Source organism: Bacillus sp. DU-106 (genome assembly GCF_004799705.1).
In the GTDB taxonomy this organism is placed as follows: Bacteria; Bacillota; Bacilli; order Bacillales; family Bacillaceae_G; genus Bacillus_A; species Bacillus_A cereus.
The window spans coordinates 4,856,289-4,874,108 of sequence record NZ_CP026607.1 but is presented as its reverse complement, the minus strand read 5'-3'; the positions used below and the strand labels follow the sequence as shown (position 1 = coordinate 4,874,108).

Sequence of the window (17,820 nt, the reverse complement as noted above, 5' to 3'; positions counted from 1 at the left end):
AATTCAGTGTGCTTTCGTGGTATATAAAATAAAAGCTCCTTCCACGTATGGAAGGAGCTTTTATTTTTACATATTAAAACATGCTTGAGCTATGCATTGGTTGAAGTTTTGCATTTGGATCGAAGTAAGCTTTTGCATTGTTTACTGCTGTTGGTGCTTCACCGAAGCCGCAAGCAATGAGTTTTACTTTTCCTTCATATGTACAAATGTCACCAGCAGCGTAAATACCAGGAATATTTGTTTCCATTTTTGAATTTACAAGGATGCTGTTTTTTTGTATATCTAAGCCCCAGTTTTTAATTGGGCCAAGAGAAGAAACGAAGCCATAGTTTATAATTACGTCATCAACATCGATGATAACTTTTTCTTCCGTTTTTACGTGCTGAAGAACGACTTGTTCAATTTTGTCATCACCAATGAGTTCAACTGGAACATACGGTGTACTTACTTCTGCACGAGAATTCATTAAGTTTTCGACGCTATGTTCATGCGCACGGAATTTATCGCGGCGATGAACGATTGTAACTTTTTCAGCGATCGGTTCTAACATCATTGTCCAATCAACAGCTGAATCGCCGCCGCCAAATACTACGACGCGCTTACCGGCAAATTTATTCATATCATCAACGAAATAATGTAAGTTTTTCTTTTCATACTTTGCTGTACCTTCTAATTCTAAGCGGCGTGGTTGGAAAGCACCATTGCCAGCAGTAATAATAACTGATTTAGAATAGTGAGTTTGCTTATTCGTAACAAGTTTAAATATACCGTCAGCTTGTTTCTCAAGCGTATCGACAGCTTCTTCTAAACAAACGGTTGGGTCAAATTTCTTCATTTGCTCTTTTAAGTTATCAACTAATTCTTGTGCGCGCACTTTTGGGAATCCAGCTACATCATAAATGTATTTTTCAGGGTAGAGTGCGGATAATTGTCCTCCAAGTTGAGGTAAGCTTTCAATGATTTTTACACTTGCTTGTCTCATACCGCCATAAAATGCTGTGAACAGCCCTGTTGGACCACCACCAATAATTGTTATGTCGTAAACTTTTTGATTTTCTGCCACTTTCATTCCCCCTATAGATGGAATTTTGATATTGATTTCATATATTGTTCATATGTACACGAAAATCCTGCAAATGATGACACTTTCAAATAAATGATAGCATATTTGAGTTCATAATACTTCTGAAAACGACTGAATTGTGTGTAAGTTTTCGCATAGGTTCTTTTTTATTGTATAAAATATACAGAAAGGAAAATACATGAAAAAAAGTCTAAAAAACCCTTGAAAACGCTATGTTATTTTAAAATATTGATAATTCTCCAGACGCTTGAATTCTGGAATAAAACCGACTAATATAGGGAAGTATTATGTTAAATTTCTATGACAAAATTCGTACGATTTTTTGACTGCGTTTTGTTATGATATAGAATGTGATAAATTCCACATTCTTGACAAATAGAGTTTTTAGTACTTGGTATTATTTCTCATTACTATTATATAAAGAAAAGGGTTGTGATTTGGTGAAGACTCCAAAAATCGTAGTTTTAGGTGCAGGTTATGGCGGGATGATTACGACTGTTCGTCTGCAAAAAGCATTATCTGTAAATGAAGCTGAAATTACGCTAGTAAACAACAACAGCTATCACTACCAAGCGACTTGGTTACACGAGAGCGCAGCTGGTACATTACAAGATGAAAAAATCTGTCTAGATATTCAAGACGTTATTGATACAAATAAAGTGAACTTTGTACAAGACACAGTAGTAGAAATTAAAGCTGCTGAAAAACGCATTATCTTAAAAGACGGCGAGTTAGAGTATGACTACTTAGTAATTGGTCTTGGTTTCGAATCAGAAACATTCGGAATTACAGGATTAAAAGAGCATGCATTCTCAATCGCTAACATTAATGCAACTCGTGAAATTCGTGAGCATATGGAAGCTAGTTTCTCTAAATATGCAACTGAACAACGCGATGAGTTAGTAACAATCGTTGTTGGTGGTGCTGGATTTACTGGTATCGAGTACGTAGGTGAGCTTGCAAACCGTGTTCCTGAACTTTGCAAAGAGTACAATGTACCACGTGAAAAAGCACGTATCATCTGTGTAGAAGCTGCTCCAACAGCACTTCCAGGTTTCGATCCAGCGTTAGTAGAATACGCTGTAAAACAACTTGAGAAAAAAGGTGTAGAATTCCGCATCGGTACAGCAATTAAAGAAGCAACTGAAGAAGGTATTATCGTTGCGAATGGCGATGACACTGAATTAATTAAGTCTGAAACAGTAGTTTGGGCTGCAGGTGTTCGTGGTAACGGTATTGTGGAAGAGTCTGGATTTGAAGCAATGCGCGGACGTGTAAAAGTTGATGAGTACATGCATGCTCCAGGATACGAAGATGTATTCATGGTTGGTGACGCAGCGTTAATCATTAATGAAGAAATTAACCGTCCATACCCACCAACAGCACAAATCGCAATTCAACAAGGTTACAATATTGCACACAACTTAACTGTATTAGTTCGTGGTAAAGGTGAAATGAAAAAATTCGCATTTGATAATAAAGGATCTGTATGTTCTTTAGGTCATGACGATGCAATGGGCGTTGTTATGGGTAAAAAGTTAACAGGTTGGAAAGCTTCCTTCATGAAGAAAGTAATCGATAACCGTTACCTATTCTTATTAGGTGGACCTTTATTAGTTCTTAAAAAAGGTAAATTAAAGTTCTTTTAATATATAGTAGAAAAAGCAGAAACGGCTAAGAGCTGTTTCTGCTTTTTTCATATTAAAAATATAGTATAATATAAAAAGAAAGAATATTCTGTCCGTTCTGAAAGAGGAGGTTATTACATCATGGAGAAACGAGGGAAGGTATGGCTAGCTGTTAGTGGCCTAGTAGCTACAAAAGATGGCAGGTGGCTATTCGTTAAGAAAAAATACAGTGGATTAAAAGGGAAATGGTCTTTACCGGCTGGTTTTGTAAATGAAGGTGAGACGGTTGATGAAGCTGTGAAACGCGAAGTATTAGAAGAGACAGGCATTGTCGCTCATGTGAAGGGGATCATTGGTGTTCGATCGGGTGTTATTCGTAATGAGATTAGTGATAATATGATTATTTTCCTTTTGGAGCCTGAAGGAGAAAATATTATTATACAGGAGAAAGAATTGTCTGAAGTGGCGTTTCTACATCCAGATACGATTGCGGACGATCCAAATACGTCTGTGCTTATTAAGTATTTGTTAGAAAGAAAATCAGAATTACATCTTGAAATGGATAAAACATTAAATCCAGGAGAGCAATTTGGTTATACAGCCTATCACGTATTTACGGCGCATGCGAAGGAGAGGGAGAAAGAGTGAGTATACCGGTACTACTTATTTCAATGATGTTATTTTTTATTTTGTTCTTTGGAATTGGATTTTTACTCAACATGATTTTGCGAGCTACTTGGGTGATGGTTATTGTGTATCCGATTGTTTGTATGCTTATTATTAATAAAGCGAGTATGTGGGATTATTTTTCAAAACCGAAAGAAACATTTTCTTCATTTGGGACAAGTGTATCGCACTTAGGACAAGCAGACGTATTTATTCTATCTACTGGATTGGTAGGGGCTGCTTTAGCAGGAGTCGTAATCAAGAAACTTCGGAAAAGCGGATATCAAATGTTTTAATCTCCAATTAAGTTGGAGATTATTTTTTTGCATATTCCTTCATGGTATAGGGAATGATTAACGATGAAGGAGTGTGGAATATAAAAATGTTAAAACGATATTGTATTCGCATTATGATGACTTGTTTACTTGCAATTGCATTATGCGTAACATGGAATGCTTTCACAGGAGTTTCTTTATTAGAGATTGTAAAGAAGTATGAGGGAACGAGTGCAAAAGAAGTACATGCAGCAGAAGTTAAGAGAAATGTTGCTCCGAGTAAAGAAGTGATAAATGCTTTAGAGCAGGCAAACGACTGGTCTAAATATCGTTCAATTGAAATGACGGCAACAGGTTATACGTCGGGAATTGAGTCAACTGGTAAGAGGCCGGGACATCCGGAGTATGGTATTACATATTCAGGTGTTAAGGCGAAAAGGGATTTATATTCCACAATCGCTGCGGACTTACGCGTATTCCCAATTGGAACAATTTTATTCGTACCAGGTTATGGGTATGGTGTAGTAGCAGATAAGGGCGGTGCAATAAAAGGAAACCGTCTTGATTTGTACTATGATACGGTGAAAGATGTTTATAGCCAATGGGGTAAGAAAAAAGTAAATGTGTATGTAGTGAAAGTTGGAAACGGTAAGTTTTCAGAAGAAGAATTAACGATGTTAAATCAAGACGAAACGATGCAGGTGTTTCGGGGTCAATATTTGAAATAGAATATATAGTTGATAGGGCTTCCTTCTGTATTTTTTAGAAACATTAATATAGAGGAGAGCCCTTTATTATTGGTATTTAATAACTGATTTTCAATGTTTAATTTATGTGTTATAATTTTTCCTGTATTAGAAGGAAATTACAATTGAATAGGGAGGGAAAGAAGAGAGTGACAAAATAGAAGCACTCTTATTATTATGAGGGAAGGAACTTTATCTCAACAAAATATAGTTGTATTGTTTTTTAAACAGTTACGCCCGAAACAATGGACTAAAAACTTGCTTGTATTTGCAGCGTTAGTCTTTTCAATAAAACAAGTATCTTTAACTATGGTGGCACAAGCTGCAATTTGTTTTGCACTATTTTGTGCAATATCTGGCTGTGTCTATATTTTAAATGATTTTATGGATATCGAGGCAGATCGACAGCACCCTGTTAAGCGATATCGACCGATGGCATCGGGGGCATTAAATCCGTACTTTGCTATTACGGCAGGTTGTGTTATTTTAGTAGCGTCTTTAGTAGTTTCATATATACTAAATCCGTTATTGTGCTTAGTATTAGCAACCTATTTTATTTTAAATGTAGCGTATTCAATTCGTTTAAAGCACGTTGTAATCATTGATATTTTAATTATTGCATCTGGATTTGTTTTACGAGCATTGGCCGGTGGATTAGTTATTCAAGTGCCATTTACACCGTGGTTTTTATTATGTACATTATTACTGTCACTATTCTTGGCTATTAATAAAAGAAGACATGAATTAGTATTGTTACAGAATAATAAAGGTTCTCATAGAAAAGTATTAGAAAGTTATTCCCCTGCTTTGTTAGACCAATTAAGTACAATTGTTACATCGGCAACTATTGTAACTTATGCTATCTTTACTTTTAATGCAGGGAAAAGTATCTATTTAATGTGGACAATCCCATTTGTAATTTACGGGATCTTTCGTTATTTATATTTAGTTCACATGGAAGATAAGGGTGGAGAACCAGATAAAGTTTTATTAGAGGATCAGCATATTTTAATAACAGTGTTGTTATATGCGATAACAGTTATTATTATACTATTGAACTTTTAATTACTCTATTCGGGTTTACTAAAACGTTTAAGAGGAGAGTCTTAAACGTTTTTTATTTGGAATAAAACAGTTAAGGAGTATAGAGATGCAACAATTTTTGATGATTATTTTATCAGTTGGTATGGGAGTTGTAGGGCAAATTTTATTAAAGTTTGGCGCAATGAAATCACAAAGTTCAGCGGCTGTAGGTATTATGAATTTCATTAACGTACCGAACTTTTTCGGACTAGCTTTTTACGGTTTAAGTGCATTATTATGGATGATTGTGCTGAGAAAGGTTGATTTAAGTTATGCATACCCAATGGTGAGTTTCGGATATGTATTTGTTATTATTGCGTCAGCATTATTATTTGGTGAAACAATCAATTTCATGAAAATTACTGGAATGGTATGTATAGTAGCTGGCATTTTATTTATTGCAAAATCATAGGAGGTAAAGCAATGGGAACATATTTATATTGTATACTTCCATTTATAGCTTGGGTAGCTTCGGGAGTATTGAAATTTTTAGTGAATTATCTTCGTTCTGGAAAAGATGCTTTTCGTTTAGTTGGAAACGGTGGATTTCCTAGTACGCATACAACGATTTTATCAAGTATGGTCATGACAATAGGGTTTCATGAAGGTTTTAATACGCCGATGTTTGGAATCGGGATGGCAATTTTAACAATTGTTATCATTGATGCCACAGGACTTCGCCGTACAGTTGGTAAACATGCAAAAATGTTGAATAAACATATTAGTTCGAAAGAAGAGAAATTAAGAGAGCGTCAAGGACATCATTGGCATGAAATTTTTGGTGGACTTGTGTTAGGAACAGTTATTGGGTACGTGGCACATCTAATTATGGTATTTCTACCTTAGAGAGGAGAAGAAGCATTGAGTATTTGGAATAATTATAAAGGAAAGGGGATATTAGCCCTTGTCCTTTTCATTTTTTATTGTTCGTTTTATTTTTTCATTGGTTGGAAAATGGATACTCACTCCAAAATTTTGAGTGGGGAGTGGAGTGATACCTATTTTTCTTTTGATCAAGGATATTACATTTTTGGTTTTTTCCTTGAGAGAGGAGAGATAGTAGGGATGAGCTGGTTCCGACATCCATTCCTTTATTATTTTGTTCAAGGATTCATGTGGATACTTGAAACAGTAAAAGTAGGGAATATAGTACACGGTATTATATTCATTCAAGCATTCTTAAGTGCAATTAGTGTAGTGATGATCTATGCATTATGCTGTAAAATTTGTAAGAATGTAATTGTTTCTTTCCTATTAGCGGTTATGTACGGATTTTCAGCTACTATGTTAGTTATTACGTGGACACCGGAATCTTTTATTTATGCAAATTTCACATTGGTACTGATGTGTTTTGTGTGTTATCCATTTATTAATGGGGAAAAAGAAGCAAAAATGGGGTTCAATATTACCAATATATTATTGGCATTAGGAATAACTGGGGTCACTTTAACTAATTCGTTTCTGTGGTTTTTAGGTAGTGTAATGAGTTATAAAAAATTGCAGAAAAAAATTATTTGGACTAGTATTTCTATTGTTATTGTCGTGATTACGTTTGTTTTAGTAATGAACGCAAATAATGTAGTTCTTATCGAGGCAGTGAAGTCTAGTATGGGCTTTACGCAAGAACAGAGTTTTTCACCAGAATACGTCAAACCAGTAGGTATATTGATGTTTCATCTATTATTAGGATCTTCCTTTATCTTTGGTAAATTTTCAGAAGTACCATTGCGAGTAGGAAGTGAAGTTGCACATTTGAACCTTCTTCCTTCACATACTATAATCGGTTGGATTGTAGTTGTATCCGTGTATGCTTTTATATTGGTAGTTGTATGGAAAAACTTTTTAAAAGAACCTTTTGTAAGGTTTTTAAGTTTATGTTTACTATTTAATATTGTTTTACATGGAATTGTTGGCTTTGGAGCATCTGAAGCATTTATTTATGGGGCACATATGGTATTTACAATACCTTTATTATTGGCATATGGCTTTAAAGTGATGAGACGTATAAAAGTAGTCGGTTTATGTATAATATTACTATTAATATTAATAAATAATTTTGAGAGTATGTTATATTTCTATCATTTTGCAGTCTCGAACTACTCTTTATAATAAAATAGATTTTTAATAAAAGGGTACTTTAGATAGGATGTCTAAAGTACCCTTTTATTATTCCTTAAAAATAGATACAAAATAAAAGTCCGAATTATCGCATTTTAGAAAAAATATAGTTATAATAAAAATAGAGAAATTTAGGGGGTCTGAACATGTTTCAAGTACAAAAAGAATTAGCAGGTCATGAAGCGGTAATTGTTGCTTTATTTGAAGAAGAGAAAATGAGTAGTTTTGTACAAGAACTGGACAAAGCGTTTGAAGGGCAATTACAAGTTTTACTAGAAGAGAAAGAATTATCTACGAAGAAAAAGGCCATTTCAAAAGTACATAGCTTAGGGAAAACAAATGTGAAACGTTATTACTTTGTTGGTTTAGGAAAGAAGGAATCTTACACGACAGAAACGTTACGTGCGGCTCTTGGTAAGGCGTTTAAAACACTGCAAGCAGCAAAAGTACAAGATGCAGCAATCTTACTTGATTCTTTCGTAACAGAGAAATTAGACGCGATTGATGTCGCTCATATTGCAGCAGAGGTACAAGGCCTTGGTACATATGAATTACAAACGTATAAATCAGATAAAAAGGATCGTGTAGAGTTAGAGAAGTTCACGGCTATTACAGCGGAAGATGCACAAGAAATTGAAGCCGCATTAACAGTTGGCTACGTACATGGACGTGCAACAAATTCAGCTCGTACACTTGTAAATATGCCGCCAAACGTATTAACAGCGACAAAGCTTGCTGAGTATGCTGTTGAATTAGCGGAGAAGTATGATATGGACTATAAAGTTCTTGAGAAAGAAGAAATGGAAGACCTTGGTATGGGTGCGTTACTTGCAGTAAACCAAGGTAGTGTAGAGCCACCAAAAATGATCGCTCTTATTTATAAAGGAAAAGAAGAGTGGACAGATGTCATTGGGTTCGTTGGAAAAGGTATTACATACGATACAGGTGGTTATTCTTTAAAACCACGTGAAGGCATGGTTGGTATGAAAGGTGATATGGGCGGTGCAGCTGCTGTATTAGGTGCGGTGGAAATTATCGGTGAACTTCGCCCAGAACAAAATGTGATCGCTGTTATTCCTTCAACTGATAACGTTGTAAGTGGTACGGCATTTAAGCCAGACGATGTAATCACATCTATGAGCGGAAAAACAATTGAAGTATTAAATACGGATGCAGAAGGTCGTCTAGCTTTAGCTGACGGTATTACGTATGCGAAAAAACTTGGTGCAAACTACCTTGTTGATGTTGCAACATTAACAGGCGGTGTAATTGTTGCACTTGGAAACTATACGACAGGCGCAATGACAAATAATGAAGAGTTATTTGAGCAAGTGCTAGAGGCTTCTATGGAAACAGATGAGCCAATTTGGCAACTACCGATTTTTGATCGTGATAAAGAACGCGTTCGAAACAGCAAGTTTGCTGATTTAAATAACTCACCAGGCCGTGAAGGACATGCGGTTATGGCAGGTACATTCTTAGGCGAATTCGCTGAAGATACACCGTGGGTACACTTAGATATCGCTGGAACATCAGAAACAAAAGGCGCGCACGACTTAGGTCCAGCTGGAGCAACTGGTGCAATGGTACGTACACTTGCAACACTTGTGGAGCGTTTTGGAGAAGAATAATTTTTTGAAGAAAAGGCTGTCTCAAATTTTTGAGGCAGCCTTTTTTATTGGTATTTAATAGTTGATTTTCAATGTTATACTTATGTGATATAATCTTTCCTGTATTAGAAGTAAATAACAATTGAATAGGGAGGGAAAGAAGAGAGTGACAAAATAGAAGCACTCTTATTATTATGAGGGAAGGAACTTTATCTCAACAAAATATAGTTGTATTGTTTTTTAAACAGTTACGCCCGAAACAGTGGACTAAAAACTTGCTTGTATTTGCAGCGTTAGTCTTTTCGATAAAACAAGTATCTTTAACTATGGTGGCACAAGCTGCAATTTGTTTTGCACTATTTTGTGCAATATCTGGCTGTGTCTATATTTTAAATGATTTTATGGATATTGAGGCAGATCGACAGCACCCTGTTAAGCGATATCGACCGATGGCATCGGGGGCATTAAATCCGTACTTTGCTATTACGGCAGGTTGTGTTATTTTAGTAGCGTCTTTAGTAGTTTCATATATACTAAATCCGTTATTGTGCTTAGTATTAGCAGCCTATTTTATTTTAAATGTAGCGTATTCAATTCGTTTAAAGCATGTTGTAATCATTGATATTTTAATTATTGCATCTGGATTTGTTTTACGAGCATTGGCCGGTGGATTAGTTATTCAAGTGCCATTTACACCGTGGTTTTTATTATGTACATTATTACTGTCACTATTCTTGGCCATTAATAAAAGAAGACATGAATTAGTATTGTTACAGAATAATAAAGGTTCTCATAGAAAAGTATTAGAAAGTTATTCTCCTGCTTTGTTAGACCAATTAAGTACAATTGTTACGTCGGCAACTATTGTAACTTATGCTATCTTTACTTTTAATGCAGGGAAAAGTATCTATTTAATGTGGACAATCCCATTTGTAATTTACGGGATTTTTCGTTATTTATATTTAGTTCACATGGAAGATAAAGGTGGAGAACCAGATAAAGTTTTATTAGAGGATCAGCATATTTTAATAACAGTGTTGTTATATGCGATAACAGTTATTATTATACTATTGAACTTTTAATTACTCTATTCGGGTTTGTTAAAACGTTTAAGAGGAGTGTCTTAAACGTTTTTTATTTGGAATAAAACATTTTTTGAATATAAACAGTTAAGGAGTATAGAGATGCAACAATTTTTGATGATTATTTTATCAGTTGGTATGGGAGTTGTAGGGCAAATTTTATTAAAGTTTGGCGCAATGAAATCACAAAGTTCAGCGGCTGTAGGTATTATGAATTTCATTAACGTACCGAACTTTTTCGGACTAGCTTTTTACGGTTTAAGTGCATTATTATGGATGATTGTGCTGAGAAAGGTTGATTTAAGTTATGCATACCCAATGGTGAGTTTCGGATATGTGTTTGTTATTATTGCATCAGCATTATTATTTGGTGAAACAATCAATTTCATGAAAATTGCTGGAATGGTATGTATAGTAGCTGGCATTTTATTTATTGCAAAATCATAGGAGGTAAAGCAATGGGAACATATTTATATTGTGTACTTCCATTTATAGCTTGGGTAGCTTCGGGAGTATTGAAATTTTTAGTGAATTATCTTCGTTCTGGAAAAGATGCTTTTCGTTTAGTAGGAAATGGTGGATTTCCTAGTACGCATACAACGATTTTATCAAGTATGGTCATGACAATAGGGTTTCATGAAGGTTTTAATACCCCGATGTTTGGAATCGGGATGGCAATTTTAACAATTGTTATCATTGATGCCACAGGACTTCGCCGTACAGTTGGTAAACATGCAAGAATGTTGAATAAACATATAAGTTCGGAAGAAGAAAAATTAAGAGAGCGCCAAGGACATCATTGGTATGAGATTTTTGGTGGACTTGTGTTAGGAACAGTTATTGGGTATGTAGCACATCTAATTATGGTATTTCTACCTTAGAGAGGAGAAGAAGTATTGAGTATTTGGAATGGTTATAAAGGAAAGGGGATATTAGCCCTTGTCCTTTTCATTTTTTATTGGTCATTTTATTTTTTTATCGGTTGGAAAATGGAAAACGACTCTAAGATTTTAACAGCTTCCTGGTATGACATGTATTTTTCTTTTGATCAGGGTTATTACATTTTAAGTTTTTTCTTGGCTAAAATACCAATTGCAGATGAAGTGTTGTTTCGACATCCATTTTTAAATTTTTTAACTGAGGAAATAGCAACAGTGGTATCATCACTAGGTGTAAAAAATGTAGTGCAAGGTATTATATTTTTCCAAGCATTCTTAAGTACGATAAGTGTAGTCATGATTTACATGTTATGTTGTAAAATTTGTAAGAATGTAATTGTTTCTTTCCTATTAGCGGTTATGTACGGATTTTCAGCTACTATGTTAGTTATTACGTGGACACCGGAATCTTTTGTTTATGCCAATTTCACATTGGTACTGATGTGCTTTGTATGTTATCCGTTTATTACAGGAGAAAAAGAAGCGAAAGCAGGATTCAGCGTTGCTAATATGTTATTGGCAATAGGAATAACGGGAGTTACATTAACAAATTCGTTTATGTGGTTTTTAGGTAGTGTAATGAGTTATAAAACATTAAAGAAAAGAATCATTTGGACTGGTATTTCTATCATTGTGGTCGTTCTTCTTTTCGTATTAGTGATTATAGAAAATAACATATCACTTATTGATGTGATCAATACTAATATTAAATTTACAGAGAAACAAGGTTTTTCAGAGGAATATGTAGGGTCTAAGTATATACTAGCATTTCATTTAGTATTAGGATCTTCATTCATCTTTGGACCATTCTCGGAAGTTACTTTAAGACAAGGTGAGCAATTCGCACAATTAAATATGCTTCCATCGCATACTATGATCGGATGGATTGTGATTGTATCTGTATATGCTTTTATAATAGTAGCTGTATGGAAAAACTTTAGAAAAGAACCTTTTGTAAGGTTTTTAAGTTTCTGTTTACTATTTAATATTGTTTTACATGGAATTGTTGGCTTTGGAGCATCTGAAGCATTTATTTATGGTGCACATATGCTGTTTACAATACCGTTATTATTGGCATATGGTTTTAAAGTGATGAGACGTGTAAAAGTAGTTGCTTTATGTTTAATATTAATATTAATAATTATAAATAATTTTGAAAGTATGCTATATTTTTACCATTTTGCAGTCTCCAATTATTCTTTATAATAAAATAGATTTTTAATAAAAGGGTACTTTAGATAGGATGTCTAAAGTACCCTTTTTTACTATTTCTTAAAAATAGATACAAAATAATAGCCGGAAGTGTAGCATTTTAGAAAAAATATAGTTGTTATGAAAGAACTCTAAACATGTTTTGAGTACAAAAAGAGTTAGCAAGACATGAAGTGATAATTATTGTACTTAGATATCGCTGTGTGCACATAATTTATGGGGCAGTTCCAGCAATGGGTAGGTAATTCGTATACTTTTCGAGCATTTTGTAGAAGAATAATTTTTTGAAGAAAAAGCTGTCTCAAATTTTGGAGACAGCCTTTTTTATTGATATAGTAGGTATATTTGTTGGTAATTCGATATAACTTCATTTACTACCGCGCTGTTCAAAAAAGTGTTTATAAAGAAATCGTATACAAAACCCCATTTAAAGCAAAAGAAGTACGGCCCGTTTCTTCAGAGACAACTAATATAAGTGCATCACTCTTTTCTGATAAGCCAATTGCAGCTCTGTGACGTGTTCCTAGCTCAGGATCAACTTCTGTACTTTTCGTTAAAGGAAGAATATTAGCAGCTGAGACAATATGATTATTTTTTACGAGAACGGCACCGTCATGAAGAGGGTTACCTGGATAAAATATTGATTCGAGTAATGGTGCAGTTAAATGAGCGTTTAATGTCGTTCCAGTTTGAATGAGAGCTTCAAGCGTCTCGTTTCGTTCCACAACGATAAGAGCACCATGTTTTCTGGCGCTTAAATGTTGGATAGCTGTCGTAATAAAAGATGAACTTTCCGTATAAGGTGATAAATATGCCTGAATGTAGTATGTAGCTGCCAATGTTTGTACATTTGCTAACATATGATGAATATCTTCCATTTTGCATAAAATACATTCGTCTTCTTTATCGATTGCGTTCCTCATAATCGATAGTTCTTTTTCAGCAATTTCAATCATTTGCTTTGTTTGTATTTTGAGCTCTTCTGACAAGCCCCATTCGTGCATAATCCTCATTCCCTTTAGTGGAGTATTTAACAATAGTGTATACAAATATTCCTAGTAAAATCCTGTTAGATTTTATAAAATATTGAGATACAGCATGTTTTTTTCATATAATAAAGGTATGACGAGCGAGAGGAGAGAGAAGAATGAATTGGAAACAAGAATTTAGTCGCTGGCTTTCTTACGCACAATTAGATGCAGAATTAAAAGAACAGCTAGAAAATATGAAGCAAGATGAGAAGAAAATCGAGGATAGCTTTTATAAAAATCTAGAGTTTGGCACAGGTGGTATGCGTGGTGAACTTGGTGCTGGTACGAACCGTTTAAACGTATATACAGTTCGTAAAGCAACAAAAGGATTAGCAAGCTTTATTGAAAAATTAGGTGAGGAAGCGAAAAAACGCGGTGTTGTTGTAGCCTATGATTCTCGTCATAAATCACCTGAGTTCGCAATGGAAGTTGCTGCTACACTTGGGGCACGCGGTATCACAACATATGTGTTTGAAAGCTTACGTCCAACGCCAGTACTTTCTTTCGCAGTTCGTCATTTACATACAGTAAGTGGAATCGTTCTTACGGCAAGCCATAATCCACCTGAATATAACGGATACAAAGTATACGGTGAAGATGGTGGACAGTTACCTCCAAAAGAAGCAGATGAGTTAATTAGCTACGTAAATGCAGTAGAAGATGAATTAACAGTTGAAGTCGCTGATGTAGAGCGATTAAAAGCTGACGGTTTATTACATATTATTGGACAAGAAGTAGATGATGCATATGCTGCAGAATTGAACAATGTCATCATTAATAAAGAAATGGTGCAAAAGGTCGGCAAAGACTTAAAAATCGTCTTTACACCATTACACGGAACATCAAATATTTCTGTACGCCGTGGTTTAAAAGAAGTTGGATTTACAGATGTGACAGTTGTAAAAGAGCAAGAGTTACCAGATCCAAACTTCTCTACAGTAAAATCACCGAACCCAGAAGAGCACGCAGCGTTTGAGTATGCCATTCGTGACGGTGAAAAGGTAGGCGCAGATGTATTAATCGCAACTGATCCTGACGCAGACCGCCTTGGTGTAGCAGTGCGTAATCATAATGGTGAGTTCCAAGTATTAACAGGAAACCAAACAGGTGCATTAATGCTTGATTACTTACTATCTCAAAAGAAAGAAAACGGAACGCTTCCGGAGAACGGTGTCGTATTAAAAACAATCGTAACGTCTGAGATTGGCCGTACAATTGCGAAAGCATACGGTTTAGATACAGTTGATACGTTAACTGGATTTAAATTTATCGGTGAGAAAATTAGGCAGTATGAAGAAAGCGGACAATATGAATTCCAATTCGGTTATGAGGAAAGCTATGGTTATTTAATCCGCCCATTCTGCCGTGATAAAGATGCAGTACAATCTGTCCTATTTGCATGTGAAGTAGCTGCATACTACAAATCACAAGGGAAAACGTTATATGACGGTCTATTAGAAGTATTTGAGAAGTACGGTTTCTTCCGTGAAGACCTTGTATCGTTAACGTTAAAAGGAAAAGATGGAGCTGAAAAAATCCAAGAGATGATGGCAACGTTCCGTGAGAATCCGCCGAAAGAAGTAGCAGGCTTAACAGTCGTAGCAGTGGAAGACTATAAAGCAAGCATCGTTACATCTTTACAAGATGGACATAAAGAAGAGATTCACTTACCGAAATCAAATGTGTTAAAATATCAATTAGAGGATGGTTCATGGTTCTGCCTACGTCCATCTGGAACTGAGCCGAAGATTAAGTTTTACTTTGGTGTAAAAGATAGTTCTTTACAAAATAGTGAACAAAAGTTACTTACTATTAAAGAAGACATTATGAATCGTTTATAATACAAAGTAATTTTAAGTAGTAAGGAACAAAAGGGAGCGAAATCTCCCTTTTGTTTTATGTAGGAAATAATTGCTATTGATTCCGACAGGAGAGAGGGTATTTTGTGATGAAAAAAGTAAGAAAAGCGATAATCCCAGCAGCTGGATTAGGAACACGTTTTTTACCAGCAACGAAAGCAATGCCGAAAGAAATGTTACCGATAGTAGATAAACCAACGATCCAATACATTGTAGAAGAAGCAGTGAAATCGGGTATCGAAGATATTATTATCGTTACTGGTAAAACAAAGCGTTCTATTGAAGATCATTTTGATAATGCATTTGAACTAGAACAAAACTTATTAGAGAAGAAAAAATATGAGTTGCTTGAAAAAGTACAAGCTTCTTCAAAAATGGTAGATATTCATTATATCCGTCAAAAAGAGCCGAAGGGACTAGGACATGCTGTTTGGTGTGCGCGTAAATTCATTGGTGATGAGCCGTTTGCAGTGTTACTAGGTGATGATATTGTCCAAGCTGAGAAACCGTGTTTACGTCAATTAATGGATGAGTATGAAAAAACACTTTCTTCTGTTATTGGTGTACAAACTGTTCCAGAGTCGGAAACACATCGCTATGGAATTATCGATCCATTAGAACAAGAAGGTCGTCGTTACCAAGTTCGCAATTTCGTTGAGAAACCAGCACAAGGTACAGCTCCTTCAAACTTAGCAATTATGGGCCGTTACATTTTAACGCCTGAAATCTTTATGTTCTTAGAACAGCAACATGTCGGTGCTGGTGGTGAAATTCAATTAACAGATGCAATCCAAAGCTTAAATGAAATCCAACGTGTATTTGCTTACGATTTCGAAGGAAAGCGCTACGACGTAGGTGAAAAGCTAGGATTCGTTCAAACGACAATTGAAATGGCCCTGCAACACCCAGAATTGCGTGATGACATGGTTGCAATGATGAAGAAAATTTTAGAAGAACAAGCGAATCAAGAGTCTTAATATAAAAAAAGAGTTATTGCAGCAATCTGCAATAACTCTTTTTTATTATGAAATCGTCGAATGAGAATGCTGATAAGCAGAACGACGCACAGCATAGTATATGCGAGGTGCGATAATAGCACCGATAATTGTAAATGCAATATCTTTTACTGCAAACCACATCATAACCATCCAAGCAGCTTTATAGCTCATATTACCGCCCATAAAGAGATTGACTGCTCCGTACATGTAAGTAGTACCGATTATATAAGTTAAAATAATTCCAGTGAAAGAGGCAATTGCAAATGTAATGAAAGTTGGTCTTTCTTTTTGTTCTACTAGTTTTCCTGATACATAAGCAACGATAATAAAGGCGATAATAAAACCACCAGTAGGATCTAAAAGTGCTCCAAATCCAGCTTTGAAGTTAGCGAAGATTGGTGCGCCGGCTAAGCCAACGAGCATATATACAGTCATGGATAAGGCACCAAGTCTACTTCCAAGAAGAAGACCTGCTAAAATTGCGAAAAATGGTTGCATAGATAATGGGATGCCTGCTACTTGTAAGAAAGGTGCCCAAGATACAATATTTGCACCGATGGCCATAAGAGCAACGAACATGGCAGCTAATGCTAAATCTAAAACATGAAATCTTCTCATAATGTTAACCTCCTGTTGTTTTTAGGTTAACATTATCGTAGCGAAAATATTTACTTGTTGTCAATCAAAATATTTTGATAAGAAGGCTTTAAATAGTCTCTTAGCAACGTATATGGAATACGAAATTGCGGAATTCCACTTGAATAGGGAGCAATCTCATATAAAGGGAAATAAATGACGAGATTGTCTGGCTCTAAAAAGAAGTGAAATTTTTTCATACTCATTACTTTTTCAGTTGCATCAGGAAAATAAATGCTTTCATTTTGTTTAATTTGTCGTACAATCTCTGCACGGATTACATCTTTATATTTATCCTTTTGTTGAAATAAATCGTCTAAGTGCAGCACCTTTTTTTCGTTTAAATCAAATGTATTTGCCTTCCACGTATAAAGACCGTGTGCTCCGCCAGTATATTGATAGTAATTCACATATAGGCTAAGAAAAGGTGGTTTGTTTAAAGAGACTTTATAATCAACATTTGCTACGTACGGATGAAAGGGTGTACTAGATCCTTCTGTCTCTTTATAATATTTTTTTGCTTCTTTTTCTAATTTGTTTTTAAATTTGTCAGTGGATTTTTTGTAGTATAAATTGAGTTTATTTTGAAATTTAGAATCAGAAAAGTTGTGAAAAGAAGGCCTATTTATTTGATATTCTATATAAGGTTTCTTACCTTTTTGCGTTACAGTCTTAACATCGATTGTCAGGTTAGATGCTTTGGCTGTTATTGCACAATTTGGTACAATAGTCAGCAAGGAGAACATAAGCAGTAATATACAAAATTTCTGTTTCATTTAGGTGAAGCCTCCTTATATAAGTGTTATAAGTAGTTTGAAAATAAATAGGTAAAATTATACATTTAATTAAAGTAA

At 35.0% G+C, this 17,820-nt stretch carries 19 protein-coding genes; 15 read left to right on the top strand and 4 right to left on the bottom strand.

Translation table 11 applies throughout. From position 1 onward, the window contains the following. Positions 1-73 precede the first annotated feature (73 nt). Entirely contained in the window at positions 74-1,063 is a 990-nt protein-coding gene (locus C3Y97_RS24975) for an NAD(P)/FAD-dependent oxidoreductase (protein WP_000829784.1), read from the bottom strand. A gap of 461 nt (positions 1,064-1,524) precedes the next feature. On the opposite strand from C3Y97_RS24975, the gene C3Y97_RS24970 reads away from it, so the two are divergent. From C3Y97_RS24970 to C3Y97_RS24910, 13 genes are all read left to right on the top strand, one after another. Beyond that, positions 1,525-2,733 (top strand): NAD(P)/FAD-dependent oxidoreductase, encoded by a 1,209-nt coding sequence (locus C3Y97_RS24970; protein ID WP_000856612.1) that lies wholly within the window; start codon positions 1,525-1,527, stop codon positions 2,731-2,733. Between the two features lie 120 nt (positions 2,734-2,853). Continuing rightward, a complete protein-coding gene (locus C3Y97_RS24965; RefSeq protein WP_071740905.1) occupies positions 2,854-3,360 on the top strand; it encodes an NUDIX hydrolase in 507 nt (168 codons plus the stop codon). Continuing rightward, positions 3,357-3,674 (top strand): YuiB family protein, encoded by a 318-nt coding sequence (locus C3Y97_RS24960; protein WP_000027016.1) that lies wholly within the window; start codon positions 3,357-3,359, stop codon positions 3,672-3,674. The genes C3Y97_RS24965 and C3Y97_RS24960 overlap by 4 nt, the downstream gene beginning before the upstream one ends. Before the next feature lie 86 nt (positions 3,675-3,760). Further along, a complete protein-coding gene (locus C3Y97_RS24955; RefSeq protein WP_002204854.1) occupies positions 3,761-4,381 on the top strand; it encodes a 3D domain-containing protein in 621 nt (206 codons plus the stop codon). A gap of 195 nt (positions 4,382-4,576) precedes the next feature. Then, the gene (locus C3Y97_RS24950; protein WP_121868784.1) at positions 4,577-5,464 is read left to right on the top strand and encodes a decaprenyl-phosphate phosphoribosyltransferase; all 888 of its coding nucleotides are present in this window, start codon (positions 4,577-4,579) and stop codon (positions 5,462-5,464) included. An 85-nt stretch (positions 5,465-5,549) separates the two neighbouring features. Continuing rightward, complete coding sequence (locus C3Y97_RS24945; protein WP_086691816.1) at positions 5,550-5,894, top strand: EamA family transporter; 345 nt, start codon at positions 5,550-5,552, stop codon at positions 5,892-5,894. 11 nt (positions 5,895-5,905) lie between these two features. Further along, positions 5,906-6,328: a divergent PAP2 family protein gene (locus C3Y97_RS24940; protein WP_086385262.1), complete on the top strand. Its 423-nt coding sequence runs from the start codon at positions 5,906-5,908 to the stop codon at positions 6,326-6,328. Positions 6,329-6,343: 15 nt separating this feature from the next. Then, positions 6,344-7,591 carry a DUF6080 domain-containing protein gene (locus tag C3Y97_RS24935; protein ID WP_071740797.1) on the top strand — a complete coding sequence of 416 codons (1,248 nt, stop codon included), beginning with the start codon at positions 6,344-6,346 and terminating at the stop codon, positions 7,589-7,591. A 155-nt stretch (positions 7,592-7,746) separates the two neighbouring features. Then, complete coding sequence (gene pepA / locus C3Y97_RS24930; RefSeq protein WP_136363690.1) at positions 7,747-9,231, top strand: cytosol aminopeptidase; 1,485 nt, start codon at positions 7,747-7,749, stop codon at positions 9,229-9,231. Between the two features lie 173 nt (positions 9,232-9,404). Continuing rightward, positions 9,405-10,292 carry a decaprenyl-phosphate phosphoribosyltransferase gene (locus tag C3Y97_RS24925; protein ID WP_086404596.1) on the top strand — a complete coding sequence of 296 codons (888 nt, stop codon included), beginning with the start codon at positions 9,405-9,407 and terminating at the stop codon, positions 10,290-10,292. A gap of 102 nt (positions 10,293-10,394) precedes the next feature. Next, complete coding sequence (locus C3Y97_RS24920) at positions 10,395-10,739, top strand: EamA family transporter (RefSeq protein WP_001183889.1); 345 nt, start codon at positions 10,395-10,397, stop codon at positions 10,737-10,739. 11 nt (positions 10,740-10,750) lie between these two features. Further along, positions 10,751-11,173 (top strand): divergent PAP2 family protein, encoded by a 423-nt coding sequence (locus C3Y97_RS24915; RefSeq protein ID WP_136363689.1) that lies wholly within the window; start codon positions 10,751-10,753, stop codon positions 11,171-11,173. Between the two features lie 15 nt (positions 11,174-11,188). Next, on the top strand, positions 11,189-12,436 hold the full coding sequence (locus tag C3Y97_RS24910; protein WP_086401785.1) for a DUF6080 domain-containing protein: 1,248 nt from the start codon (positions 11,189-11,191) through the stop codon (positions 12,434-12,436). A gap of 404 nt (positions 12,437-12,840) precedes the next feature. On the opposite strand, the gene cdaS is transcribed toward C3Y97_RS24910, so the two are convergent. Next, entirely contained in the window at positions 12,841-13,446 is a 606-nt protein-coding gene (gene cdaS, locus C3Y97_RS24905; RefSeq protein WP_000545253.1) for a sporulation-specific diadenylate cyclase CdaS, read from the bottom strand. 143 nt (positions 13,447-13,589) lie between these two features. Between cdaS and C3Y97_RS24900 the strand changes: the two genes are divergently transcribed. Both C3Y97_RS24900 and galU read left to right on the top strand, forming a co-directional pair. Then, a complete protein-coding gene (locus C3Y97_RS24900; RefSeq protein ID WP_001104225.1) occupies positions 13,590-15,314 on the top strand; it encodes a phospho-sugar mutase in 1,725 nt (574 codons plus the stop codon). Positions 15,315-15,421: 107 nt separating this feature from the next. After that, positions 15,422-16,309, top strand: coding sequence for a UTP--glucose-1-phosphate uridylyltransferase GalU (gene galU, locus C3Y97_RS24895; RefSeq protein ID WP_002097988.1), 888 nt, complete (start codon positions 15,422-15,424; stop codon positions 16,307-16,309). Positions 16,310-16,354: 45 nt separating this feature from the next. Here galU and C3Y97_RS24890 read toward each other — a convergent pair whose 3' ends face one another. Beyond that, entirely contained in the window at positions 16,355-16,948 is a 594-nt protein-coding gene (locus C3Y97_RS24890) for a biotin transporter BioY (RefSeq protein WP_086407891.1), read from the bottom strand. Positions 16,949-16,998: 50 nt separating this feature from the next. After that, positions 16,999-17,742 (bottom strand): DUF3298 and DUF4163 domain-containing protein, encoded by a 744-nt coding sequence (locus tag C3Y97_RS24885; protein ID WP_000810329.1) that lies wholly within the window; start codon positions 17,740-17,742, stop codon positions 16,999-17,001. Positions 17,743-17,820: the final 78 nt, after the last annotated feature.

Bases quoted from the DNA above. Each gene is read 5' to 3' on its own strand.
- C3Y97_RS24965 (WP_071740905.1), top strand. From the start codon at position 2,854: ATGGAGAAACGAGGGAAGGTATGGCTAGCTGTTAGTGGCCTAGTAGCT.
- C3Y97_RS24955 (WP_002204854.1), top strand. From the start codon at position 3,761: ATGTTAAAACGATATTGTATTCGCATTATGATGACTTGTTTACTTGCA.
- C3Y97_RS24950 (WP_121868784.1), top strand. From the start codon at position 4,577: ATGAGGGAAGGAACTTTATCTCAACAAAATATAGTTGTATTGTTTTTT.
- C3Y97_RS24945 (WP_086691816.1), top strand. From the start codon at position 5,550: ATGCAACAATTTTTGATGATTATTTTATCAGTTGGTATGGGAGTTGTA.
- C3Y97_RS24940 (WP_086385262.1), top strand. From the start codon at position 5,906: ATGGGAACATATTTATATTGTATACTTCCATTTATAGCTTGGGTAGCT.
- pepA (WP_136363690.1), top strand. From the start codon at position 7,747: ATGTTTCAAGTACAAAAAGAATTAGCAGGTCATGAAGCGGTAATTGTT.
- C3Y97_RS24925 (WP_086404596.1), top strand. From the start codon at position 9,405: ATGAGGGAAGGAACTTTATCTCAACAAAATATAGTTGTATTGTTTTTT.
- C3Y97_RS24920 (WP_001183889.1), top strand. From the start codon at position 10,395: ATGCAACAATTTTTGATGATTATTTTATCAGTTGGTATGGGAGTTGTA.
- C3Y97_RS24915 (WP_136363689.1), top strand. From the start codon at position 10,751: ATGGGAACATATTTATATTGTGTACTTCCATTTATAGCTTGGGTAGCT.
- cdaS (WP_000545253.1), bottom strand. From the start codon at position 13,446: ATGCACGAATGGGGCTTGTCAGAAGAGCTCAAAATACAAACAAAGCAA.
- C3Y97_RS24900 (WP_001104225.1), top strand. From the start codon at position 13,590: ATGAATTGGAAACAAGAATTTAGTCGCTGGCTTTCTTACGCACAATTA.
- galU (WP_002097988.1), top strand. From the start codon at position 15,422: ATGAAAAAAGTAAGAAAAGCGATAATCCCAGCAGCTGGATTAGGAACA.
- C3Y97_RS24890 (WP_086407891.1), bottom strand. From the start codon at position 16,948: ATGAGAAGATTTCATGTTTTAGATTTAGCATTAGCTGCCATGTTCGTT.
- C3Y97_RS24885 (WP_000810329.1), bottom strand. From the start codon at position 17,742: ATGAAACAGAAATTTTGTATATTACTGCTTATGTTCTCCTTGCTGACT.